Here is a 24688-nt window from a genome sequence, read left to right as displayed (position 1 = left end):
CCGTTGCCACACGATCATGAATTGCGTCGACGTGTGCCCGAAGGGGCTCAACCCGACCAAGGCGATCGGCAAGATCAAGGAATTGATGGTGCGCCGCGCGGTGTAGCGCGATGGCGTAACAAGCATTGACGACTGCCGAAGCTGAGCGTGAGCCAGCTTCGGCAGTTGTCGTTTGAGAGCTAGCTCAAGCGCGCAAACGTCCCGTCGAAAAGGGACAGATACTGAGAGTAACTAAGCACATTTTTAACTATCCGGTTAGAATATCGAGATTGCACAAGTGCCGTCGTCGGCACCGTTAATCGCCATGCTCCCCGCATGGCGTTGAGAAGGGCCATGCCGCGCGCAACCCTGCGCCGTGCAGCAACGCTTCGTCTGCAAGCCTGTTTCGCCGATGCGTTCCCATCCAGCGTACCGAAGGCTCTATCCTTCGCGACCGACCGCGCCCGAGCTTCTTGGAGAAAATAGATGTCTACGAGTAATACCCGTGTTTCAGCCGCGCTGAGAACCGGTTGTGTGTTGTTGGGGCTCGCAATGCTGGCCACGGGTCTGTTCTTCGTTGCAGGCGGCGCGAAGCTCGTCTTGCTGCACGGCAGCCCGTACTTCGTGATCGCCGGGATCGTGATCGCCGTGGCCGCGGTGCAGTTGATGCGCGCGCGGTCTTCCGCGGTCATCGTGTATGGCGTGGCGTTCGTCGGCACGCTGATCTGGGCCTCGATCGACGCAGGCTTCGATTTCTGGCCGCTGGTGTCGCGTCTCATGTTGCCGACGGGCTTCATGGTGCTCACGTTGCTGCTGTGGCCGTCGTTGCGCAAGCATGAGAGGGTGACGCCCGCGTCGAAATGGGCATATGGTTTGAGCGCGCTGTTTGCGTTGGGCATGGTCGTCACGTTCGTGCAGATGTTCAAACCGCACGACCCGGTCGCCTTCGAGGGCACGCCTGCGCCGCTCGCACCGCTTGCACAAAACGACGCGCAGAAGAATTGGAGCAACTATGGCAATACGCCGGGTGGCAGCCGCTTCGTGGCGCTGAACCAGATCACGCGCGACAACATCAAGGACCTGCACGTTGCATGGACTTTTCATACGGGCGACGTGCCTGTGAGTCCCGGTGGCAACGGCGCGGAAGATCAGCAGACGCCGTTGCAAGTGGGCGATCGCATCTTCATGTGCACGCCGCATAACAACGTGATCGCTGTCGATGTCGACAGCGGCAAGCAAATCTGGAAGCGCGAAATCAATGCGCAGGCGCAGGTGTGGAACCGTTGTCGCGGCCTCGCATACTTCGATGCCACGCAAGCGCTTACGCAGCCTTCGGTCGCGGGTTCGACGCCCGTGATCGCGCCGACGCTTGCCTCGGGCGAAGCGTGTCAGCGCCGCATTCTGATGAACACGATCGATGCGCGCCTCGTTGCCATCGATGCCGATAACGGCGCGCTCTGCGATAGCTTCGGCGACCATGGTTTCGTGAATCTGAAAGCAGGCCTTGGCGCGGCGGATGACCCCAAGTATCAGCTTACTTCCGCGCCGACGCTTGCAGGCACGACCGTGGTCGTAGGCGGGCGAGTAGCGGATAACGTGCAGACCGACATGCCCGGTGGCGTGCTGCGCGGTTTCGATGTCATCACGGGGCAAATGCGCTGGGCCTTCGATCCGGGTCATGACGATCCCAACGCGCAACTCGAGCCGGGTCAGACCTTTGCTCGGAGCACGCCGAACTCGTGGGCGCCCATGTCGTACGATCCCGCGATGAACACGGTGTTCATCCCGATGGGCAGCTCCTCGGTGGATCTCTGGGGCGCGAACCGCACGGCTCTGGATCATCGTTATGCCACGTCCATCCTCGCGCTCGATGCCACGACGGGCAAGGAGAAGTGGGTCTACCAGACGGTGCACAACGATTTGTGGGACTTCGACGTTCCCATGCAGCCGAGCCTGATCGACTTCCCCGAGAAGGATGGTTCGACCAAACCCGCCGTGGTCTTCGGCACGAAGTCCGGGCAGATCTTCGTGCTCGATCGGCTTACGGGTCAGCCACTCACGCGCGTCGAGGAAAAGCCCGTCAAGAAGGGTAGCATTCCCGGCGAGCAGTATCCCGATACACAGCCGTACTCGGTCGGCATGCCGCTCATCGGCGCCGATACGCTGAAGGAATCGGACATGTGGGGCGCCACGCCTTTCGATCAACTCATCTGCCGAATCAGCTTCAAGTCGATGCGTTATGACGGTCTCTTCACGCCGCCCGACACGGACATCTCGCTGAGCTTTCCAGGCTCGCTCGGCGGCATGAACTGGGGCAGCCTTTCGACCGATCCGAATAGTCATTACATCTTCGTGAACGACATGCGCCTCGGCCTCTGGGTGCAGATGATTCCGCAGAAGACCGACAACGTGCAGGCCAGCAACGGCGGCGAGTCCGTAAACACCGGCATGGGCGCGGTGCCGCTGAAAGGCACGCCTTACGCCGTCAACAAAAACCGCTTCATGTCGCCGCTCGGTATCCCTTGTCAGAAGCCGCCTTTCGGCACGCTTTCCGCGGTCGATCTGAAGACGCAGAAGATCGTATGGCAAGTGCCTGTGGGCACGGTGCAGGACACGGGTCCCTTCGGTATCAAGATGGGGATGAAGATGCCCATCGGCATGCCGACGCTCGGCGGCACGCTGGCGACGCAGGGCGGCCTCGTGTTCATCGCGGGGACGCAAGACTACTACCTGCGTGCCTTCGATAGCGCGACCGGCAAGGAGGTATGGAAAGCGCGTCTGCCGGTGGGAAGTCAGGGTGGACCGATAAGCTATGTATCGCCGAAAACGGGCAAGCAGTACGTGCTCATCTCGGCGGGCGGCGCGCGACAGTCGCCGGATCGGGGCGATTATGTCATCGCCTATGCACTGGATCATTGAGTACGCGCCGTTGCTTGGTTAAAGTGACGGCTTCTCTTCGAGCCTGTCGGCCTGGCGCGTCAGCACAACAACAATATGCGTCTTACATCTCTTTCGGGCCGCTGTCTGGCCCTGACCCTGCTAGGCACGTTTGGCATGGGCGCTACGGCGGTTCATGCGCAGAGCGCCGTGACCTTGTATGGAACGATCGACACGAGCATCGAGGTGACGAATCCCGGTTCAGGGTGGACGCCGCGCATGGATTCGGGCGCGTATCGCGGTTCGCGCTTCGGCATGCGGGGCGCCGAACCACTGACTGGCGACACGCGTCTCCTGTTCGATCTCGAAAGCGGCTTCAGTTCCGCTGACGGGACGCTTGCGACCGCGGGCACCTTGTTCAATCGTCAGGCATGGATCGGCGTCGGCGCGCCGTGGGGCGAAGTGCGCATGGGGCGTCAGTATTCGCCGATCTACATTCCGTTCAAGGGACAACTCGACGCCTTCGGTGCCGGGACGATCGCATCGGGTCTCAACAACCTGTCGAAGATCACGCCTTATACGGACAACGGCATCACGTATCTATCGCCGGACATTCACGGCTTCACGACGACCATCATGTTCGCCTTGCGCGATGCCGGCGCGGGCAATGGCTTGTCGGGCAATTACGAAACCTTCGCGTATCGCAACGGGCCGTTCCGTATTGCTTACGCGCATCAGGACACGCAGGGCAGCACGGGGCTACGTTCGAATCTGGGTGGCGTGTCGTATCGCTTCGGTAAGACGACGGCGTTTCTCAACTTCTTCAATGGCGATGGCGGATCGCCGCGTTATCACGACGACGGCATGTCCGTCTCGATGCGCTACGCGTTCTCGCCGGCTCTGCGCGCATCGCTTGGTTATGCTTATGCGCGCGATCGATCGGGCGGCGACAATAACGCGGACCAGTTCAGCATTGCGTGCGAATACGATCTTTCGAAGACATTGATGTTCTACGCGACAGGCGCGATGCTGCGTAATCGCGGCGATGCCACCTTCACCTTGCGCGGTGTAAATGTGACGGGGCTTCCGGCCGCGTATCCGGGTGCGCCGATTCGCGGCGTGCAGATCGGCGCAATCGAGCGATTTTGAGCGGCTCCAGGCGGCTTTAAGCGACGCTAAGCGGCTTTATCGAAGTGTGCCGATCAAACCGCGCAACGCGACGCGCAACAGATCGTCCGATGTCGGCTTGCCGACGAACCTCATCGCGGGCGCAGATCAAGTCAGGCATCGAAATTCAGCAAAATTTGATCTATCCGAAATAAGAAGTCGAACAGAATCCATGTACAAAAAAGGCGCGGCACTCGAATTGCAGTTTGCTCCGGCTCGTTTGAATAGCGGCGCTGGCGATCCCTACTGGATCGATCTGACCGTGGGAGAAGCGCGACGTCTTCATGCCGAACTCGACGCTTACCTCGCCGCCGATCGCGAGCGGGGCGCAGACCCGCTGGTGGTCACGCTCGACCGTGGCGCAGAGGACGAGACGCTCAAGGACGAGCAGCCGCCAGCGGCACGCTCCCGCGTCGAATCCGAATTCAAGCAATGGGTCTGCGTGATCTGCGGATGGATCTACGACGAAGCCACGGGTGATCCTGAACACGGCGTTGCAGCCGGCACGCGCTGGAGCGACATTCCGGACGACTGGCGCTGCCCGCTGTGCGATGTCGGCAAGGAAGACTTCGCGCTGGTCGAGTTCTGAAAGACCTTCGTTCGTTTCATCGAGTTGCCGAGTTGCCGAGTTGCCGAGTCGGGGGCAACCTTGCATCGGCGCTTGTCCGTGGTCTGTCGCGGCGGAAGGTATCTGCGATAATCGGCGCATTGCATCGAGACCCCACCGCCATGCATCCATTGCTCGACGCCGCAGCACTCGCAGAACTCGCGCAAGCCGCCGAAGATCGCGCGCGGGGTGTCGCATGCGACTGCACGAAGACGGCCCTCGATGGCTGGCAATCGCAGCCTTTATCGCTAGACGAAGCGGCGCTCGTTCAGGTCGGCACGCTCATGCCGCCGGATGATCCCGAGCCGACTTACGCGGAGTATCCGCCGGGGAATTCGCAATACTGGTCGGCGGAGGCACCTATCGCGCCGCGCTACTTTCCGTATAACCGCTGCGACGTGTGGGAATGCTCGAAGTGCGGCAGGCTCTATTTGCGTTATACGGAAGGCGGCGGTTATTTTGTCGATCGTCGCATTCGCGCGCTCAAGGCGCGTCTCGTGGAAGACGCCGCGCTTGAATAAAGCGCGCGGCGCGACTCATCCATTGCCGCGCGCGGGAGCGCTTTCCCCCTCGGGCGCAGGCGTTCCCTTCGATGTCCCTCGCGCCGCGCTGACGAGATCGCGCAGCGTCCGCACGACACGGTAGCCGATCAATCCCCAAGTCGTATTGGCAATCTGCATCGTCCATGCATGGCTGCCGTTGTTGCGGCTCCAGTAGGTCTTGAAGCGCTCGGAACCCACCCCGAAGTCGATGTCATAGCGCTGCTCGAAGGCCCACTTCACGCTGTGTTCCCATGCAATGGAGCCCGGCCCGAACCGGCCGTATTCCGCATTGAATCCCGCGATAACGGCGTTCGCCATCGGATTGCCGTGACTCATGATGACCGCGGCCATTGGCTGGTCGTCGAGTGTCACCATCATGAGTCGCGCGGGCGGTTCCTTGTCGGACGTCTCGCCGCGATAGGTGAGCGTGGAGATGAGAAAGCGTTCATAGTACGGCGAAAACAGCCATTTTCCGCGCTTGCCGACACGGTCGCTCCAGCCACGCTTGGATTCGAGCATCCAGCGCACGTAGCGCGCGATTGCTTCGGTATCCGATGTATTGACCATACGAATACTCAGTGCGCCTTCCTTGGCCAAGCGGCGTTCGAGCTGACCGGGCTTCTTGCCGAACATCGTGCCGAGCGAACCGGAGAACGTCTTCCAGTCGCTTTCGTCGCGCAATTTCGCTATCCACGATTCATGCCGCGACCGGCCGAGAATATGCCGCTCCGCCGACGCAATGCGATGCAAGTCCGACCCTTCGTTCATGTAGGGCAGGTGGATGAAATCCGTCTTGAAGCGTTCACACGCAATACGCCATGCGCGCTCGATCAGCGCCCGTGCGTCCTGACGGTCCTCGACGAGCACGCTGGTGTAATCGCCGGCATCGGGGCTAAGGGGCAGCAAATACGTCCACAGTGCGCGTCGATAAGTAACGAGCGGCCACACCAGCCGAAGCTCGCCGTTCTCGCGCAAGACGATGCAGCGCAACTTGCGGCGTCGCGGTTTGGCAACGTGCAGCCACGCAAGCAGACACACATCGAAACGCTGGAAGTAGCGGCCCTGTGCTTTCAGCCAAAGCGTCTCCCATTCGTCCTTGAGCGCACGCAAGCCAGGCTCGTCGCAGACGAGTTCGATTCGTATCTCGGAGTCGCGCATCGGGTCGCTCTTGACTGACTGTCCATCCTTGAATATCCCACGACTTCAGAGCGACTTAGGTTCGGGATCGCTCATAGGTTTTCATGATTTGCGCGCCGTCGCGCAGACCGTAAGGTTAGAGTAATTTAGGTGTCAGATTGTCGATGCTTTGCCGAAGCAATGGCGCATGTATCGCACGACATGCGAGCGCTCGACGATGAATCGCATGTAAGCGTTTGCGCACCGCAACGTGCATGTGCAAGGCGGAAGCCTGACGCGCGAGGCGTATATGATGGCAGCGTCTTACTTCCGGGAGCGACCATGCAGCCGACTACCTTGCTTGTCCCCACTTTCACGCAAATGCTGAAAGGACTTGCCGCCTGGCTCGACAAGGCCGACGCGCATGAGAAAGCGCGTGGCATGACCGCCGATGCATTGCTGCCGTTGCGTCTCGCGCCCGACATGTTTCCGCTCGCGGCACAGGTGCGCTTCGCCTGCTTTCAGGCGCAGGAGCCGGTGCATCGTCTGCTTGGCGCGGCGCTGCCCGATGCGCTGATAGCGCTGCGCGCGGAAGGCGCTCATTCGAACGAGCAACCCGGCACTTTCACGGATGCAAAAGCCTGCATAGCGGATGCCATCGGCTTTCTGTCGAACGTCGCCCCGAACGCATTCGATGAAGTAGGCAGCCGGCCCGTCGCGCTCGATCTTCCCAACGGCGTCGTCTTCGATATGACTGGCGAGCAATACGCGCGCGACTGGGCGCTGCCGCAGTTTTATTTCCATATCATGACGGCCTACGCGATCCTTCGTCATCATGGCGTGCCGCTTGGCAAACCCGATTACGTGGCGCACATGCACGCGTACATCAGGCCAGGAACGCTACCGGGCGCGAATTCATGACGCAGGGTTGCCATATGCCGTCGAACGAATTGCTGCGCCGAGCGTGCGCAGCGTTTCGCGCGCTTGCCGGTCGGTGAGACTGGAGTACATGACGACATCGCGTGCGGGCAGCGGCGGCAACTCGAAGCGCGATCCGACATCGATCGTTCCCTTCGGCGTGACGCGTCGTCCGAGCGCGGCAGCTGCCAGTCCCGCCGATACCGCCGCGCCTATCGTGCCCAATCCGCCGCCCACGAACACTTCCGTCCACGCGATGCCGGCTGTATCGAGTGCATCGATTGCCATGCTGCGCACGCTGCACGGCGGAGGCTGAGTCGCAAGCCGCAGCGGCTCGCCATCGCAATGCTGAAAGTCGGGCGCGGCCATCCAGCCGAACGCTTCCTCATGAATGGTCTCGCCGTCCAGACGCCGGCTGTCGTGGCGCAGAACGACGGCGGCATCAAGCAGGCCTGCGTCGAAATCCTCGAGCAAGTCGCGCGATGACGCGATTCGCATCTGCAGCACGACGCCCGGTTCCGCCTCGCTCACGCGCCGCAGCAAGAGCGGCAGTTCCGTACCGACGATATGGTGGCCGATGCCGATCGCCATGCGGCGAGTACCGGCGCCGAATGAACCGAGCGCGCCCTGATGCGCGGCAAGCAGCGCACGCGCCGGTTCGAGAAACGCGCTGCCTTCCGCCGACAGACGCACGAGCCGTGGCGTGCGTTCCAGCAGCCGGCGCGCGAGGCTGTCTTCCAGACGCTTGATCTTCAGGCTGATAGCGGATTGCGTGGAATCCATCGCCTCGGCCGCGCGGGTAAAGCTTTTGAGGTCCGCGGTGAGCACGAATGCCTGCACGGCCTCGATATCGAGAGTCTTCATGGTCATTCTATTTTCGAATCATTGAAATATCGATTCATATCGTTTTCAAATGATAGAGCGATGGGTATTCTGAATGCAAGCTTCTTCCACGCTCGTTCACTCTCGAAAGGATCGATCATGCTGCTCGCTCAATATGCTCATCGTCTCCCGGCCGATTACGACACCGGCATCATTCGCGCGCGCGCTAAAGAACGCGGACCCTTGTGGGACGACTTGCCCGATCTGCACTTCAAGGCGTTCCTGCTGCGCGAGAGCGGCCGTCATGGCGTGCTCGAAAACACTTATTCGTCGCTTTATCTGTGGCGTCGTGACGAGGCCTTCGGATCCTTTCTCGTCGATGGCCGCTTCAAGACGGTGACGGACAGTTTCGGACGGCCGCGAATCGAAACGCGCTTCGCGCTCGATGCCGCGAGAGGCCCGGCACGCATCGCGCGCTTCGTGTACAAGGAAGAATTGGCTGTCTCACCGGACATGGATTTGCAAACGGTGTTCAAGGCGGAGATCGAGCGCAACCGGCAGACGGCCGCCGAGTCGCATGTGGTCAGCGCGGCGGTCGGTGTGGACGCACAGCAGTGGAAGTTGACGCGCGTAGTGGTGAGCGAACGCGAGCCCGATGCAACGGGCAAGGCGATCGCCTACGAAGTGCTGCATTTCGCGACGCCGTTGCTGCATGAGCTGGAATCGGCGAGCCGTTGAAGATGCGCGAACCGGCGTATGGGCCCTGGCTCATCTTCGCGGTCCATATGCCGGTTTGTATCGATGGAAGCCGGACTATGAGTAGAACGATGGCGTCGGCATGCGTCCGTTGAGCGCCCACTCGCCAAGCTCGCGCACCTTGTAGTCGATCGGATCGTGCAGCGTATGCACGCGCACGTTGCGCCAGAAGCGGTCGAGTCGTAACGCGGCGGCGGTCGATCGCGCGCCGGTCACGTCGAACATGCGATGCGCTACATCGAGACCCGCACGCGCCGCCGCCACACGTGATGCCGCCACCGCGACGGCCACTTCACCGCGTTCGTCTTCGGTGAGCGCAAGGCCGCGTTGCCATGCGGTATCGAACTTATGCATGGCGTGTTCGACAAGGAGCCGCGCGCTTTCGAGCGCGAGCCAGAAGTCGCCGTAATGCGCGAGCACGTATGAGTCTTCGCTCGGGCGCGCCGCCGGCGATGCGATCCACGGACGCGTCTGCGCAAGCGTCGACTCGCGCGCCGCCTGCAGCGCGCCTTCGCCGATGCCGAGATAAATGTGGCTCAGGATCGATTGCGCGAGCAGCGGCCTTAAGCACGCGAACGGGCTCGAGAGCGGGCCGGGATCGTCGAGCAGTTCGTTGGCTGCGACTTTCACCTGATCGAAGCGCACCGTGCCGCTATCGGTCTGGCGCTGTCCCATGTTGTCCCAATCGTCGAAGATGGTGATGCCTGCGCGCTTAGTAGGCACCACGCCGATCAGAAGACGTCCATCGGACTTGAATGCGGAAGCGAGAAGCCGGTCGGAGTCGGCGGCGCCGGAGCAAAAGCTCTTGCGGCCGTCGAAGATATAGCCGTTCGAGCCGTCCGCTTCGGCCCGCGTGCCCTGATCCAGCGGGTTGAGCGCGTTGCCCCAGAACCATCCTTCCTCGACGGTTTGGCCGAGCCACTGGCGAATCTGCGCGTCGCGGCCGAAGAGGCGGATAGTCGCGAGTTGCAGATGATGGAACGCGAAGAGATGCGCGAGCGAGCTATCGACTTGCGCCATGCGTCGGACGACATCGAGCGTCGTGGACCAGTTCGCGCCACCGCCGCCGTATTGTTCGGGCACGCTCAAGCGCAGCAGGCCGCTTTCACGCAGGAGACGGCGCTCGTGCAGAGCGGTGCCGCCGGCTTTGTCGCGTGCAGCGGCGGTTTGCGCCCATTCGCGCAGCAAGGCTTCGAGGGTTGCGCTCAAGGCATCGTCGATGTGGGTCATGCCGGTGTCTCCCGATAGCGTTTCGCCATATGCGGGGACACGAGCGTATCCCGGCGCCTCGCAAGGTAACGCACGATAGCGCGCCGGGCAAGTTATCGCTTGATAAGAGCCTGTCTTGCGGATGACTTCTCGCGCGAGCCAGGTGCCGCACTACGCAGCCAATGCCTCCACCACCTCATCGACTTCGGCCAAGGCAGCCGCATGCTCGCGAATCAGCCGATAAACCGTATCACCCGGCACCGTCTCATCCTCCAGCAACTGCGCGGCAATCGCGCGCAGCACGGGCTCGTTCGCGCGCAGCAGCGCGTAGCAGGCATCGTTCAGATCGTGCAGAAGCCGATTCGCGTGTTCGATCGCGTTCTTGAGCTGCAAGCCCGCATACTGCTGCGGCAGCGACGCAAGACTGAAGAGATCGCCGTCCGCGTTGAAGCCTTGCTTCGACACCATGTCGAGACCGATGCGCGATGCTTCCTGAAGATCGTGCGCCGCGCCGCTCGATGCTTCGCGGAACATCAGCAGTTCCGCATTGCGCCCGCCGAGCAGCACCTGAATCTCGTTGCGCAGTTCGGTTTCGCGGTACAGGTGCTTGTCCTGCATCTTCGTGATCAGCGCCACGCCCAGCGCGCCGCCGCGTGGCAGGATGGTGACTTCTTCCAGCACGCCCGTGCCGAGCAGCGCGGCGACGAGACCGTGTCCGGCTTCGTGAACCGCGATACGCTTGCGCTCGCTCTCCGACAACGCACGTTCCGCACCGTTGATGTCGCCGATGCGCGCAATCTTCACCGCTTCCACGAAATGCTTCGCGCCGACTTCCCGTTCGCCCGCCTTGCGCGCGACGAGACCCGCCTGATTGACGATCATCGACAGCGTGGCCGGCGACACGCCGGTAGTCAGACGCGCGAGCTGATCGAAGTCGATATCGTCTGGCTTCGTCTTCAGCTTGGCCGCATAGAAACGCAGGATCTCGGCGCGATCCGCAAGATCGGGCAGCCGCACCTGAATGGTCCGGTCGAAGCGGCCCGGGCGTCGCAACGCTTCGTCGAGACTGTCCGGATGATTGGTCGCCGCGACCACGATCACGCCTTCGTTCGAAGCGAAGCCGTCCATTTCCGCGAGCAACTGATTGATGATGCGGTTGCTTTCGGCTTCCACCGGACCGCCGCCGCTATCCGTGCGCTTGCCGAGCCCGTCCGCCTCGTCGATGAAGATGACCGTCGGCGCGTTCTTGCGCGCCAGTTCGAACAGATGCTTGACCTTCTGAATGCCCACTCCGTAATACTTCGCGCTGAAGTAGCTGCCCGTGATCGCGATGAAGTTGGCGCCGCATTCGCCAGCGAGCGCTTGCGCGAGACGCGTCTTGCCGACGCCGGGGCCGCCCGTCATGAGGACGCCGCACGGCGCGCGCACGCCCATGCCGGTGAATTGCGCGGGTTCGGTGAGCCACGCCTGCACATCGGCGAGCGCCGCCTTGGCTTCACCCGCGCCGATGACGTCGGCGAAACGCAGTGTCGGCGATTTGGCGAGCAGACGCGCGCCGCCTCGCATTTCGCGGCGCATGAACCAGATCAGACCGCCCATCATCAGCATCGGCAAGAGCAAGCTCAAGGCGTCGCGCACGAGGTCGAACCGGTCGGTCCAGCGCGCCATGCCCGTGCGCACGTTGACATCGGGGAGCCAGACCAATTGGTAGGGCGACGCGTTGCCTGATTTCAGGTCGCCGAGCAGCAGGGCGTTGGAGAAGGCGCCGTTATGATCGGCAACGAAGTATTTGTCGGCATGAAGCGTCGAGACGAGGATGGCGTCGCGGCTGACGCCGATCGCGGCGACGTCGTGTTCGCGGATATCGCGCATCATCTCCGAGACGTCTTTTTCCCGATGCGTCCACGGCGACGCATCGCGGCGCATCTGACTCGCGACGCCTGCCACCGTCGGCGTGGTCTGCGTAGCGGCCGGTTCGTCGCGCGAAAGCAGCACGCTCACGGCTGCCACGAGCATGGCTGCGGTCATGCCACACGCGATGAAGCGGCCGATGCGCGACCGTAGCAGTTTTCTAGCCTATCCATTAAACATGTCCTGAGGGGCGCGGCGAGGCGGCCGTTGTAGCTGTCGTGATTCGATCTGACGAGGCGCTTGCAATGGAGCGCGTTACGCACTGTGCGAGCGCTCGAGTGACGCGTGTCGTACTCAAATTTAATGACGGCAGAGGGCGCGCCAATCTTTAGTGGCGGCTTGAGGCGGGACGCTGAAGCGCGAGGGCGGCTTCGGTAAAAATGGGGAGTTGCGGGCTGCCGGGCAGCTTGCGTCGTGACGTCACGGCGTTAAGTCGCTGACCACTCAGAACGGCTCGGTCTGCCACCGCAACACAGGATGCGTCGCTCCCGCAGGCATCGCCCAGACGCCGTTCGTGCCGAAGTTATATGTCGGACCAAAACTCGCCGTCTGGCTCATCTGGGCCGTGGTGCGTCCTTGCGAGGCGGGAACGGTATTGCCCACGGTGACGCCCGCTGGCGCGCCCGTCGTCTGCTTGTTCCAGTACACGTCCTTGCCGATCACACCATCGTTCTCGAAGGCGATTCCGCCGGGCGGTGGCCCTTCGGTTACCGTCAGATCGTCGACTAGCATGCCTGTTGCGAACGACTGCGTAATCTTGCCTGTTTCGGTGTTGATCCGCACAAGCGCACCCGGCGCCGTTGCGCAGAGCGTGCCTCCACCGAAGCCGCAATAGTTCGGGCTGAATGAGGCGCTGCCCGTGGCGTACGACTGCGTAATCGTTCCAGCGTTTCCGTCGACCAGTCCACCGGAGCCATCCGTATGTGCGTAACCTTCCACGTCGCCCGTCGCATAGGATTGACTGATTACACCGGTGATATCGTTGACCGCAACGAGCCCGCCTGCATTCCCATCCGAACGAGCGCTCGCGCTGCTCGACGAACGTATGATAAGTCCGGCATTCTCTCCCACGAGACCGCCCGAACTGATCAGCGTGCCGCTTGCGTAGCCGCTAGAATGCGCGTTCACTATCGTGCCCTGATTAAGGCCCGCGAGCACGCCGACCGCGCCGTTGAAACCACCGCCACTGCTCGCAGCGCTGCCATCCACGTTGACGTTGCGCACGACGCCCGTTGGGCCTATCACGCGGAACATTCCGCTTGCGGCGTAGCCTTCCGGTCCGCAGCATTCGCCCCGCTCGACGCTGTTCAGATTCGTGACGGTCCGACCCATGCCGTCGAATTGTCCGGTGAAGGGCGTGGCGACGCTGCCGATCTGCGTGCTGTAGCCGAAGGCCGAACGGTTCGCCGCAATGTCCTTCCCGAGCGCATAGTTACCGGCCAGATCGAGCACGACGTTATCCAGATCGGCAGGCGTATTGACGAGCTTGTATGCCGTCACCTGACCGACGAGCCCACTGTAGACGGGCGCCTTCCACGCCCCGTTCGCGCGGATGGTTCCTCGCGTGAAGCTGCCGGTCATGTCGTAGAACGCGCTGACGGTCCCGGTGCTTTTCGACCAGTCGATGGTGCCGCCGTTCTTCACGCTGCCGCCGTTATCGATAGCCGATGCATCCGCGCGCAGCACGACGCTGCCCGAGCCCGCGTTGCGCAGTGTCGTATGAGGCGCAATCGAGACGTTGCGATACCCCGCGAGCGTGAGATCGGCGGCGCCTTTCCACCGCATATCCGCCGATACGGCCAGGTCACCGTTCGTCCCCTGTCCGCCCGTCGTGGTCAGCGCAACCGAGGTTCCCGCGCCGAGGCTATCTTGCAGCGCGTGCGCCGTGGCTGACCGTACCGTGATCGATGGCGTCGCGATGTTCCACTGCGCGGCGTGCACTTCGGCGTTGTCGCCGAACGCGAGTTGCGCCGCTTGCGTATCGACCGTGCCGCCGCTGCCATCCGCGTTCTTCGCCGTGATGACCCCACGTTGCGTGACCTTGCCGTCGCCTGCGACCAGCCAGACGTGGCCATCGCGCGTGGCCGTGCCCGTCGCACGCACGCGCGTGCCTTCGCCCGCGAGCGCGTAGACGTTGCCATCGGCGGCTTGCAGGTCGATCTGCGCGGCGTCGATGCGCCCCTTGTTCACGATCACGCCGTCGCTGCCCGTCTGCACGAACACCTGCTTGCTGCTCTTCGAGTCCCGCAGCAAGACCTTTTCGCCGACAGCCAATTCCGCCGTGCCTTTGGGCGCCTTCACGCTGCCGGCATTGATCACTGCGCGTTGCGCGATCAGGAACACGTCACCGCCGCTCGAACTAATGCTTCCGAGATTGATGACGAAGTCATCGGTCTTGCCCGCGAGCGTGAGCGCGCCGCTGTTTTTCATGAAAGCGTCGTTGGCGACGTCCAGCGTCGAGGCGACGAAGCGCCCGCCCGTAGTGACGACACCCGAAGGCCCCACGACGATGCCCTGCGGATTGATTACGTAAAGGCCGCCCGTGGCGCTCAGGCGTCCGAGGATCTCCGAAGGCGAGCCGCCGGTCACGCGGTTGAGTGTCGCGCCCGTGCCGTTGTTGAACACGACCGCATTGCTTGTGCCGATGGAAAAGCTCTTCCAGTCGATGACGCCGCGCGTCGAGCCTGGCTGCGTGATGACGAGTTGACCGTTCTGCCCCGCGATGTTTCCCGCGCCCGCCGCATAGTGGCCTCCCTGCGGCAGAACACCGGCCGCTATCGCCGTTTGACCGACGATCGTCGCAGCGACCGATACACCGAGCACAGGCGGCACGAGTCTCGAAGAAGCACGGAGGCATTGCAGCAAAGGCGTAATCATGGACGTTCCTTTCCACATGTGGCGCATCTTCACGACGAACGACGCTTCGCCGTTGTTACTTCGACAACCGGTTCCCTGTGAAAGACGACGGGCGCGGTTCGTTCGCCGCGTCAGCGGGCGGGGCGGTCGCCGGCATGAATCGTGACCGTGCCGTGACGATTAACTGCACCAGGGAAGTGGGTCGAAAGCAGGCATCGGGAATACATCGGAATGCTAGGTATTCCAGGTCTGATCGGAATGCCCGAACGTTCGTCGAGCGTGGCAGATGTTGCCTTTGAATATAGTTTGGATCACGAGATTATTCAACTTGGCGGATACCCGCCATGAGGCTCGATGTTCGATGAATGTCGTGTCGTGTTGGCCTTGAACGCAGCATTGCCGACACGCCGCTGTCGCTCCGAGCCGCCTTCGCTCTAACCACGCATCGTGATGCCGACATCGTCGATTTCGAACGCAAGCCGCGTTTGCGCTTGAGGGGCGGACTCACCGCGCGCAGGGCCTACGAGCGCTCGGCCTCTTGCGAACCGATGAGCCGACTTGCGGCCATCGCGTCGAATGAAGTCCATTCCTCATACCAAGTCGATGCCCGATTTGCCCGTTCTGTGGTTTTTATTGACAAATAGTTTGCTTTATTTTGGCTTCGTACACTTGAACCGGGCAGATCACACACATCTCGCATGCGGAGCGGACAGATGACAATGGAATCCGGATCACGTCGTAAAGCGTTGAAGTTCGGTGCGGCGGCAGCCGTCGGCGCGCTGGTCGGGCCTTACGTGACCCGTAGCGCACAGGCGGCCGAACCGATCAAGCTCGGCAGCCTGCTCGACGGAACCGGTGCGCTCGGCCTCGAAGGCCGTCGCATGATTCAGGCAACCGAATTCGCCGTCAATCAGATCAACGACAAGGGCGGCCTGCTTGGGCGTCCCATCAAGCTGATTGCCTACGACACACAGAGCAGCATCCAGCTTTACACGCAGTACGCGCAGCAACTCGTCTTGCAAGACAAGGTGGACGTGATTCAGGGCGGGATTACCTCGGCGTCGCGCGAAGCCATCCGGCCGATCTTCGATCGCAGCAAGACGCTTTATTTCTACAACACGCAGTACGAAGGCGGCGTGTGCGACCGCAACGTGTTCTGTACCGGCACGACGCCCGCGCAGACGGTGAATCATATCGTCGACTACGCGATGAAGAACTGGGGCAAGAAGGTCTATATCATCGCCGCCGACTACAACTACGGTCATATCACCGCAAGCTGGATGACCAAGTTCGTGAAGGCCGCAGGCGGCTCGGTGGTCGCTACGGACTTCTTTCCGCTCGATGTCACCAATTTTTCATCGACGATCAGCCGCATTCAGGAAGCCAAGCCGGACATGGTGCTCTCGGCGCTCGTCGGCGCGAACCACGTCGGCTTCTATAGGCAATGGGCGGCGGCCGGCATGAAGTCGAAGATTCCGATCGGCGCGACCGTGTTCGGTCTCGGCGACGAACTCACCACCATGGATGCCGCGACGACCGACGGCATCATCACCTGCTTCGGGTTCTACAACAACCTCGGCACGCCCGCCGCCGATGCCTTCGTCAAAGGCATGCAGGCGAAATACGGCCCGAGTCTGACCGACCTCGGCGAACTCGATACCGCGACGTACGAGGGCATCATGCTTTGGGCGGAAGCGGTGAAGAAGGCCGGTTCCGTGGAGCAGGCGAAGGTCGTGGCGGCGCTCGAAACGGGCATCACCATCGACGGGCCTTCGGGCAAGGTCAAGATGGACCCGGCCACGCATCACACCATTCGCAACGCTTATCTCGCGCGTCCGAAGAACCAGAAGTGGGAGATCCTGCAGACTTTCAACGACCAGTTCCCGTCCGATACCGGCGGTGCGTGCGATCTCATCAAGTCGCCGCGCACCAACAAGCAGTTCACGCCGCAAGTCTGAGCGGAGTCGAAGCGATGGCAACGGATCTCGTGGGATTGCTCGCCTTCAACGTGCTGACGGGCATCGCCACGCTCGCGTTGATCACGATCGGGCTGGGCGTCATCTACGGCATGATGCGCATCATCAATCTCGCGCACGGCGAGTTCATGATGCTCGGCGCATACACGGCGGTGACGGCCAGCACGGCCGGGATCAACATCTGGATCTCGATGCTGATCCTGCCGCCCATCGTGGTCGGACTGTTCGGGCTGCTGTTCGAGCGCGTCATCATCCGCTTTCTCTATGGCCGGATGATGGACACCATGCTCGCGACCTGGGGTATCAGTCTCGGGCTGATCGGGCTCATTACGTCGATCTTCGGCAACGTCATCAAGTCGGTGCCCATGCCCGTGGGCAGTTTCTCGATCGGGCAGTATCACGTGAGCGCCTATAGCCTCGTGCTGATAGGCGTCTGCGTGGTCGTGATGGTCGCGATGCTGCTGCTCCTGCGCAAGACGCGCTTCGGCCTGATCCTGCGCGCCACCATGCAGAATCCGGCGATGGCCGCGTCGCTCGGCGTGCGGCCGTCGGCGGTATACATGGCGACGTTCTCGCTGGGCGCGGCGCTCGCGGGACTCGCGGGCGGCGTGCTCTCGCCGATCTCGGGTGTATCGCCGGGCATGGGTGCCGCGTATATCGCGAAGGCATTCATCACCGTGCTGGGCGGCGGTCCGGCGATCATCGCGGGCACCGGGCTCGCGGCGGGTCTCTTCGGCTTCATCAACGAGATCGTGTCGTTTCTGTCGACGCCGGTCATCGGCGACATCGCGCTGCTTGCTTCCGCGGTGCTCCTGATCCGCATCCTGCCGCAAGGCATCACTGGTCGATTCCTGAGGCGCAGTTCATGAAATCGCTTCGTCTGGGCGGCGCGGGCGCCGTCATCATCGTCGCGCTCGTCGTCATGTTCGCGTTGCCGAAAACCATCAGTGCGTTCGGCGTGATGCAGGCTACGCTCTTCGCGGCCATGGCGGTCTACGGCCTGAGCCAGGGCTTCGTGTGGGGCTACGCCGGCATCCTCTCGTTCGGGCAGGCGGCGTTCCTCGGCATCGGCGGCTATACCTATGCCATTGCCGCCATCAATCTCGGCGACACCACCGTTTCCGCCGCGCTCGCGATCGTCGCGCCCATGCTGTTCGCGGCCTTGCTCGGCTACTTCATGTTCTTCGGGCGTATCAGCGATGCGTATATCGGCGTGATCACGCTCACCGTGTCCGTGATCCTGTTCGAGTTGATGAACTCGACTTCGGGCAGCCAGTATCACATCGGCGAAGCGGTGCTCGGCGGCTTTAACGGTATTCCCGCCATACCCGTGCTCGCGCCGCCCGGCGCGCCCGACGAGCCGCTCGATCAGATCGGCGTGTGGTATGTCGCAATGGGCACGCTCATCGTGGCGTATGCGCTCCTCAAGTGGATACTCGCGTCGCGCTTCGGCCGCGTCGTCGTGGCGATCCGCGAGAACGAAACGCGCGCCATGCTGATCGGCTACGACCCGCGCGTCTTCAAGCTGCTCGCGTTCGTGACGGGTGCGGGCATCGCGGGGGCTGCGGGCTGTCTCTTCGCCAACTGGGGCGGCTTCATCAGCCCGACCGTGTTCGCGCTCACGATGTCCGCGCAGGTCATTATCTCCGTGCTGATCGGCGGGCTCGGCACGCTCATCGGGCCGATTCTCGGCGCGGTCGCGATCCAGTATCTGATCAACGTGGCGGGCACGCAGCATGTAATCGACCCGAGCCTCGGGCTCGGCATCGTGCTCGTGGCCTTCGTGCTGCTCGTGCCGCAGGGCGTGGTGCCGGTCGTGCGCTCGGCGATGTTGCGCGTGTTCAGCTCATCGAAAGAAGTCAAGGCCGTGGCGCCCAACGCGGCGGCCAACCCGGAATCACGCCCATGAACGCGCTTCCTCCGCTTCTTCAGGCCAAGGGCGTCACCATGCGTTTCGGTGGCGTGACCGCCGTGCGCGAGGTGGACTTCTCCTTGCGCGAAGTCGAACTGCGCTGCCTGATCGGACCGAACGGCGCCGGCAAGAGCACCTTCTTCAAGATGCTCACCGGGCAGCTCAAGCCGACCGAAGGCAGCATCCACTTTCGTAACAACGACGTGACCGGCAGCAATCCGCATCAGATCGCGCGGCTGGGCGTGGGCATCAAGACGCAGGTGCCTAATGTCTTCAACGGGCTTTCGGTGCGCGAGAACGTGTTCATCGGCGCGGGACGCAGGAAGTCGATAGCGCAGGCGCGGCGCATCGTCGATGAAACCCTCACGCGGCTCAAGCTCGACAGCATTGCGGACCGTATCGTGGGCCAGCTCGCGCACGGTCAGCGTCAGTGGGTGGAGATTGCAACGGTTCTCGCGCAGCAACCCGAACTCATCCTGCTCGACGAACCCGCCGCCGGCATGAACCACGACGAAGTGCATCGCACGGCGGAGCTGATCCAGGAAATCAACCGCACGCAGGCGCTCGTGGTGGTGGAGCACGACATGCAGTTCATCCGCATGATCGCGCGCACGGTCACGGTGTTCTCGCAGGGCGCGGTGTTGGTGGAGGGTTCCGTGGATACGGTGCTCGCCGATCAGCGCGTCAAGGACGTTTATCTCGGGAGGCGCGCGGCATGAGCGACACGATTCTCTTCGAAGTCTCGCAACTCTGTTCGGGCTACGGGCGCATTCCCATTCTGAATCAGGTCAATTTCACGGTGAGGGAAGGCGAGCGCGTCGGCATTCTCGGGCATAACGGCATGGGCAAGACCACGCTTTTGCGCACGCTCACCGGCCATTTGCCGACCACGGCCGGACACGTGCGCTTCAACGGCGCGGACATCACGCATCTGTCGGCGACGGCGCGGGCGAAAGCAGGCATCGGCTATGTGCCGCAAGGGCGCGAGATCTTCCCGCAGCTTTCGGTGATGGAGAACCTGCGTGTCGGATGCTTGTTGTCGAAGCGCGCGGAAGGCGAAACCATCGAGGACATTCTCGGGCTCTTTCCGCGGCTCAAGGCTTATCTCGACCGGCCGGGCGGCGCGCTGTCGGGCGGCGAACAGCAATTGCTCGCGCTCGCGCGATGCCTGTGCGGCGGCCCGAAGATCATCTTGCTCGACGAGCCGACCGAAGGCATCCAGCCATCGATCATCGATGAAATCATCGACACGTTGAAGAGCGTGGCCGAAGCACGCAGCCTGACCGTGCTGCTGGTCGAACAGAACCTCAACTTCATCGCGTCGCTGTCCGAGCGCATTCTGATCCTGCAGAAAGGCACGGTCACGCGCGAGATTCCGCCCGAGATCGTCACCGATCCCGCCATGCTCGACGAGTTCGCGGGCATTGCCTGACGCGCCTTCCTTCCGCCAATCCATAAGCAAGCGATCAAACATCATGACGAAAACTATCGATGTAACCGAGCTGACGGTCGAACAAGTCCAGGCCGGCTTTGCGAGCGGCGCGTTCACGTCGGAGACGCTGACGGCCGCGTTCCTCGATCGCATCGCGACCTACAACCCGCGCTACGTGGCGCTCAACTTCCTGAACCCCGCCGCGCTCGACGATGCCCGCGAGATCGACCGCCGCCGCGCCGCTGGCGAGGCTCTCGGGCCGCTCGCTGGCGTGCCGGTCGTGGTCAAGGACACGATGGACATGGCAGGCTTTCCGACGACCGGCGGCTGGACGCTGCTCTACAGCAAGACGGGCGGCGTGGACCTGATGCCATCGACGGATTCGCCGGTCGTCGCCCGCATGCGCGCGGCGGGCTGCGTGATCCTCGGCAAGACCAACGTGCCGGTGCTGAGTGCCACCGGCTCGCACGCCAACGATAGCTGGGCGGGTCCGACGCTCAATGCCGTCGATACCGCGTTCATGCCGGGCGGCAGCAGCGCCGGCACGGCCACCGCCGTGGCGGGCAGCATGGCGGTGCTCGGTCTCGCGGAAGAAACGGGCGGTTCGATCCAGAATCCGGCGTCGGCGCAGGCGCTCGTCGGCATCAAGCCGACCTTCGCGCTCGTGCCGAATGCCGGCGTGATGCCGCTTGCGGGCAGCACGCGCGATGTCGTCGGTCCGATCGCCCGATGCGTACGCGATGCCGCGCTCACGCTCGATGTGCTGGCCGGATTCTCGGCGGAAGATTTGAAGACGGTGGCGGGCGTCGGCATGAAGCCCGCTGGCGGCTATGCCGCGGGACTGCGTGAAGATGCGCTCAAGGGCAAGCGTCTAGGCTTGTACGGACCGGGATGGCGGGATCGCGCGTTGTCGGAAGAGACGCATCACTTGTACGAGCGCGCGCAGGCGGAACTCGAAGCGCGCGGTGCGGTGCTCGTCGACGATCCCTTCGCCGGCAGCGGCTTCGCGGCACTCGGCATGCCCGCGCCGGGCTCCGATTACTTCGACGCGCGCGGCATGGAAAGCCTGCCCTACGACATGCAGAAGTACCTCGAACGCCTGGGAACCGGCAACGCCATCACGACATGGACGCAATTCGTCGAAGCGACGCGCGCCGAAGATCCGTTCGGCGCAACGGGCGTGCTGACCTATATGTCGAGCCTGCCCGACATGGCCGCCAATCTGCGCGATGCAGCCGCGCCGCCTGTCATCGATGCCTTCTATGCGTTGCGCGAAACCTATCTCGCCATCTTCGAAGACGTGATGACGAAGCACGCGCTCGACGGCCTCGTATTCCCGCAATTGCGCGACGCCTTGCCGCCGCGCGAGGGAACCGAGACGCTGCACGAGACCACGGTCTGCGAAATCAACATCGCCGGATTGCCCGGCGTGACCATTCCCGCCGGCTATTACGAATCGGGTTCGCCGTTCAACCTGATCTTCGTGGGACGGCGCTTCAGCGAGCCGGCGCTGCTCGCCATGGCTTACGATTACGAGGTCGCCGGACGTCATCGGCGCGTCCCCGAACTGACCGCTTGAGGAGCGCGCGAGAGACGAGGCAGTTTCCAGTAACGAGACCATGTCCGAGCACCGCTACCAAGAAATTCTCACCCGCCTTCGCGACGAGGGCCGCGTTTCGGTTACGCCGCTCGCGAAGATACTGGACGTCGCCGAGGAAACCATCCGGCGCGATCTGAAGGAACTGGAGCAAAGCGGCTTGCTGCGCCGCATCTACGGCGGCGCCGTGTTGCCACGGCTCGATGTCGAGCGGCCCGTGACCGAACGCGGCAAGGTCAATGTAAAGGGGAAGGCGCGCGTGGCGGAACTTGCGGAACCGCTCATCGAAGACGGCATGTCGGTGTTCATCGACTCGGGCACGACGACCATTGCGTTCGCGCGGCGGCTGATCGGCCGTAACGTGACGGTGACGACCAACTCCATCAACATCGCGCTCTTGCTCGGCACGAGCGTGAGCCGCGTCAACCTCACGCCGGGCATGTTGCGCGGCAAGGACAACGCACTCGTGGGTTACGAGACGCTCGCCTATGCAAGACGCTTTTTCTACGATGCCGCGTTCATGGGCATCGCGGCGTGCGACCTGAAGCACGGCTGGATGGACTACGAGGAACACGAGTCCAATTTGCGCGGCGTGCTCAAGTCGCAGACACGTCATTCGGTGATTCTCGCGGATATCGACAAGTTCGGGCGCGAAGCTTATCTCAACACCTTTCCCATTTCCCAACCTGTCACGGTGGTGTGCGACCGCGCGCCGCCCAAGCCTTTCATGGATAAATTCGCCGAGCATGACATCACAATCATTCATGCCTGAGGCGCTCGGCGCGGGTGAACCGGGTACGCTTGCGGCCTTGCTGACGCGCTTTGCCACGTTCGGCGGCTTGAAGACGGGCGGCGTCACGCGCCTCTGTGCGAGCGCGGCAGACGGCGCGGCGCGCGATGCCTTCGCCACGCTGCTTCGCGATGCCGGCGCGCATGTCGTCACCGATGCGGTGGGCAACCAGTTCGGCGTTTTCACCCTGACCGACGCGGCCGATGCGCCGCTCGTCATGATGGGTTCGCATCTCGACAGCCAGCCGCGCGGCGGACGCTTCGACGGTGTGCTGGGCGTGCTTGCCGCGTTCGAGGCGGGCCGCCGGCTGATGCTGGCCAAGCGCGCGGGCGCATCCTTCAACGCCAACTTCTGCGCGGTGAACTGGACGAACGAGGAGGGCGCGCGCTTTCGTCCGAGCCTGCTTGGCAGCGGCACGTTCACCGGCAAGATCGCCGTGGCCGATGCCCTCGCCAGTATCGACGACGACGGCGTGACGCTCGGCGCAGCGCTTGCCGCCATCGGTCATGACGGCGTGGATGCGCCGCCGCCCGTGCCCGCGTGCTATGTCGAAATGCATGTGGAGCAAGGCGGTTTGCTCGAAGCCGAATCGGTGCCTGTCGGTGTGGTGACGCGCAACTGGGGCGCCGCGAAAATGGACGTGCGCTTCACGGGCGAGCAGGCGCACACGGGGCCCGCCAAGATGCACGCGCGGCGCGACGCGCTCTTCGCCGCGTCACAGTTGATCTGCGACGTGCGCGCCATCGCGGACGAATGGCCGGAGCGCATCCATACGTCTGTCGGCAGGCTCGTCGTGCAGCCGAACTCGCCGAACGTGGTGCCGGCGCAAACCGACTTGTCCGTGGAACTGCGCGCCGTGGATAACGCCATTCTTCGCGAAGCCGAAGCGCGCATTCTCGCGTGCATCGACGCAGCCGCGAAGCGTGCGAACGTGGGCGTGCAAATCCTGAGCCGCACGAGCCGGCCGATCCGAGAACTGCCGCCCGCAGTGGGCAATCTCGTGCGGACTTGCGCGCGGGCGGCGGGCGTGCAGAGCCGCGACATCGACACCATTTCGGGCCACGACGCGTTGAGCCTGCTCGATGTCTGCCCGACCGGGCTCATGTTCGTGCCGAGCGTGGGCGGCATCGCGCATAACGAGAACGAAGAGACGCATGGCGAGGACCTCGACACGGGCATGACCGTGCTCATGGGCGCGGCGTATCGCTTGTGTGTATCGCGCGGCGACCCGGTCGCGGCGGCCGCCTGGGAGCCTCGGCGATGAACACGACCGCGCGCGAGCGCAACCCCGCCGAAGTGGCGGCCAGAGCGGCCGCAGCGGCAATCGCCTCGATCGATGCATGGCGCGGTGTCGACGTACGCCACGAACCCGCGTTTGCGCCGGTCATGTCGCCGATGCATCGCGGCGTGTCGCATAGCGCCTGGCGCGTGCGCGTGGACGACAGCGCGACGTTCTTCATGAAAGTGGCGCACGGCGATCTGACGGAATCCATCGATACCGGCGCGTCGTTTCTTGCAACGCGAGCGGCGGCATCGCTGGGTATCGCGCCGGCGGCGCACTACGTGAGCGAAGCGCACGGCGCGACCGTCTTCGACTTTCTCGATGACGGCTGGCGCACCGCGCATCTCGACGATCTCGCACGACCCGCCACGCTCGACGCGCTCCTGCAAGCGAAGCGCGCCATCCATTCGCTGCCCGCGTTTGCGCGCACGACGAACGTTTTCGAGCGTATCGAACATCTTGCCGAAGGCATGCCGTTGACGCCGGATCAGGTGTCATGGGTCGATCTCGCGGGCGACTTGCGCGCGGCAATCGACGCGGCCGGTGCCGACGTTCGCCCTTGCCACGCGGATGGCGTGACATCGAACGTCATGCTGCACGACGATGGCGCGCTCATGCTGGTGGACTTCGACGAAGCCGCGAACACCGATCCCGCGTTCGACCTGGCCGTCACGTTGAATGAAGTGCTTGGCTTCGGACACGACTGGATGCAGGCCATCGAAATGTCGATGGGCGCCGCCTCGGAACGCATGCTCGCGCGCTGCCGCGCCTACGCGTTCGGCGACGACTTGCGCTGGGGCTTGTGGGGCATGCGCATGGACCGCGACTCGCCGCGCCGCAACGTCGAATTCCTCAAGTATGCGCAATGGCGGTTGCTGCGTTGCTCCATGGCGCTGCCGCGCTGGAACCTCGACGCCGCGCCGGCATCGATTTGAGAGG

Annotated in this window: 20 protein-coding genes and 1 pseudogene; 16 read left to right on the top strand and 5 right to left on the bottom strand. The window is 63.1% G+C overall.

All coding sequences use genetic code 11. The features are described 5' to 3' along the window. The 5 genes and pseudogenes from sdhB to QCE79_RS22315 all read left to right on the top strand — a co-directional run. Positions 1 to 106 (top strand): annotated as a pseudogene (gene sdhB, locus QCE79_RS22335) (succinate dehydrogenase iron-sulfur subunit); the annotation flags it as partial. 359 nt (positions 107 to 465) lie between these two features. Next, positions 466 to 2898: a glucose/quinate/shikimate family membrane-bound PQQ-dependent dehydrogenase gene (locus tag QCE79_RS22330; RefSeq protein ID WP_309848034.1), complete on the top strand. Its 2433-nt coding sequence runs from the start codon at positions 466 to 468 to the stop codon at positions 2896 to 2898. 75 nt (positions 2899 to 2973) lie between these two features. Then, positions 2974 to 4005, top strand: coding sequence for a porin (locus tag QCE79_RS22325; protein WP_250511115.1), 1032 nt, complete (start codon positions 2974 to 2976; stop codon positions 4003 to 4005). Between the two features lie 190 nt (positions 4006 to 4195). After that, on the top strand, positions 4196 to 4612 hold the full coding sequence (locus QCE79_RS22320) for a rubredoxin (protein WP_309848032.1): 417 nt from the start codon (positions 4196 to 4198) through the stop codon (positions 4610 to 4612). 140 nt (positions 4613 to 4752) lie between these two features. Next, entirely contained in the window at positions 4753 to 5151 is a 399-nt protein-coding gene (locus QCE79_RS22315; RefSeq protein ID WP_309848030.1) for a hypothetical protein, read from the top strand. A gap of 15 nt (positions 5152 to 5166) precedes the next feature. Here the strand turns inward: QCE79_RS22315 and QCE79_RS22310 are convergent, their stop codons facing one another. Beyond that, a complete protein-coding gene (locus QCE79_RS22310) occupies positions 5167 to 6330 on the bottom strand; it encodes a GNAT family N-acetyltransferase (RefSeq protein ID WP_309848028.1) in 1164 nt (387 codons plus the stop codon). A 300-nt stretch (positions 6331 to 6630) separates the two neighbouring features. Between QCE79_RS22310 and QCE79_RS22305 the strand changes: the two genes are divergently transcribed. Continuing rightward, positions 6631 to 7209, top strand: a complete 579-nt coding sequence (locus QCE79_RS22305; RefSeq protein ID WP_250511118.1) for a DUF1993 family protein — start codon at positions 6631 to 6633, stop codon at positions 7207 to 7209. On the opposite strand, the gene QCE79_RS22300 is transcribed toward QCE79_RS22305, so the two are convergent. Further along, positions 7204 to 8070, bottom strand: coding sequence for a LysR family transcriptional regulator (locus tag QCE79_RS22300; RefSeq protein ID WP_250494336.1), 867 nt, complete (start codon positions 8068 to 8070; stop codon positions 7204 to 7206). The two genes, QCE79_RS22305 and QCE79_RS22300, sit on opposite strands and share 6 nt — an antisense overlap. A gap of 117 nt (positions 8071 to 8187) precedes the next feature. Between QCE79_RS22300 and QCE79_RS22295 the strand changes: the two genes are divergently transcribed. After that, positions 8188 to 8766 (top strand): DUF4865 family protein, encoded by a 579-nt coding sequence (locus tag QCE79_RS22295; RefSeq protein ID WP_309848026.1) that lies wholly within the window; start codon positions 8188 to 8190, stop codon positions 8764 to 8766. A 75-nt stretch (positions 8767 to 8841) separates the two neighbouring features. Here the strand turns inward: QCE79_RS22295 and QCE79_RS22290 are convergent, their stop codons facing one another. From QCE79_RS22290 to QCE79_RS22280, 3 genes are all read right to left on the bottom strand, one after another. Then, positions 8842 to 10014, bottom strand: a complete 1173-nt coding sequence (locus QCE79_RS22290; protein ID WP_309848024.1) for an acyl-CoA dehydrogenase family protein — start codon at positions 10012 to 10014, stop codon at positions 8842 to 8844. A 150-nt stretch (positions 10015 to 10164) separates the two neighbouring features. After that, on the bottom strand, positions 10165 to 12021 hold the full coding sequence (locus tag QCE79_RS22285) for an AAA family ATPase (protein WP_309848023.1): 1857 nt from the start codon (positions 12019 to 12021) through the stop codon (positions 10165 to 10167). Between the two features lie 327 nt (positions 12022 to 12348). Further along, entirely contained in the window at positions 12349 to 14781 is a 2433-nt protein-coding gene (locus tag QCE79_RS22280; protein WP_309848022.1) for a filamentous hemagglutinin N-terminal domain-containing protein, read from the bottom strand. Positions 14782 to 15473: 692 nt separating this feature from the next. On the opposite strand from QCE79_RS22280, the gene QCE79_RS22275 reads away from it, so the two are divergent. From QCE79_RS22275 to QCE79_RS22235, 9 genes are read left to right on the top strand one after another with little or no spacing between them, the layout of a single operon-like run. After that, entirely contained in the window at positions 15474 to 16718 is a 1245-nt protein-coding gene (locus QCE79_RS22275) for an ABC transporter substrate-binding protein (RefSeq protein ID WP_244830228.1), read from the top strand. Positions 16719 to 16732: 14 nt separating this feature from the next. Beyond that, a complete protein-coding gene (locus tag QCE79_RS22270) occupies positions 16733 to 17605 on the top strand; it encodes a branched-chain amino acid ABC transporter permease (RefSeq protein ID WP_250468144.1) in 873 nt (290 codons plus the stop codon). Further along, positions 17602 to 18645 (top strand): branched-chain amino acid ABC transporter permease, encoded by a 1044-nt coding sequence (locus QCE79_RS22265; RefSeq protein WP_244830230.1) that lies wholly within the window; start codon positions 17602 to 17604, stop codon positions 18643 to 18645. The genes QCE79_RS22270 and QCE79_RS22265 overlap by 4 nt, the downstream gene beginning before the upstream one ends. Beyond that, complete coding sequence (locus tag QCE79_RS22260) at positions 18642 to 19367, top strand: ATP-binding cassette domain-containing protein (protein ID WP_244830231.1); 726 nt, start codon at positions 18642 to 18644, stop codon at positions 19365 to 19367. Before QCE79_RS22265 ends, QCE79_RS22260 begins: the two co-directional genes overlap by 4 nt. After that, entirely contained in the window at positions 19364 to 20080 is a 717-nt protein-coding gene (locus tag QCE79_RS22255) for an ABC transporter ATP-binding protein (protein WP_244830232.1), read from the top strand. Before QCE79_RS22260 ends, QCE79_RS22255 begins: the two co-directional genes overlap by 4 nt. A gap of 43 nt (positions 20081 to 20123) precedes the next feature. Further along, positions 20124 to 21659 (top strand): amidase, encoded by a 1536-nt coding sequence (locus QCE79_RS22250; RefSeq protein WP_309848018.1) that lies wholly within the window; start codon positions 20124 to 20126, stop codon positions 21657 to 21659. Positions 21660 to 21699: 40 nt separating this feature from the next. Continuing rightward, the gene (locus QCE79_RS22245; RefSeq protein WP_244830234.1) at positions 21700 to 22449 is read left to right on the top strand and encodes a DeoR/GlpR family DNA-binding transcription regulator; all 750 of its coding nucleotides are present in this window, start codon (positions 21700 to 21702) and stop codon (positions 22447 to 22449) included. Beyond that, positions 22424 to 23731 (top strand): Zn-dependent hydrolase, encoded by a 1308-nt coding sequence (locus tag QCE79_RS22240; RefSeq protein WP_309848016.1) that lies wholly within the window; start codon positions 22424 to 22426, stop codon positions 23729 to 23731. The genes QCE79_RS22245 and QCE79_RS22240 overlap by 26 nt, the downstream gene beginning before the upstream one ends. After that, positions 23728 to 24684 carry a phosphotransferase gene (locus tag QCE79_RS22235; RefSeq protein ID WP_309848014.1) on the top strand — a complete coding sequence of 319 codons (957 nt, stop codon included), beginning with the start codon at positions 23728 to 23730 and terminating at the stop codon, positions 24682 to 24684. Before QCE79_RS22240 ends, QCE79_RS22235 begins: the two co-directional genes overlap by 4 nt. Positions 24685 to 24688 lie beyond the last annotated feature (4 nt).

This window comes from Caballeronia sp. LZ003, assembly GCF_031451465.1.
Lineage (GTDB): Bacteria > Pseudomonadota > Gammaproteobacteria > Burkholderiales > Burkholderiaceae > Caballeronia.
This window is presented reverse-complemented; position numbering and strand designations above follow the sequence as displayed.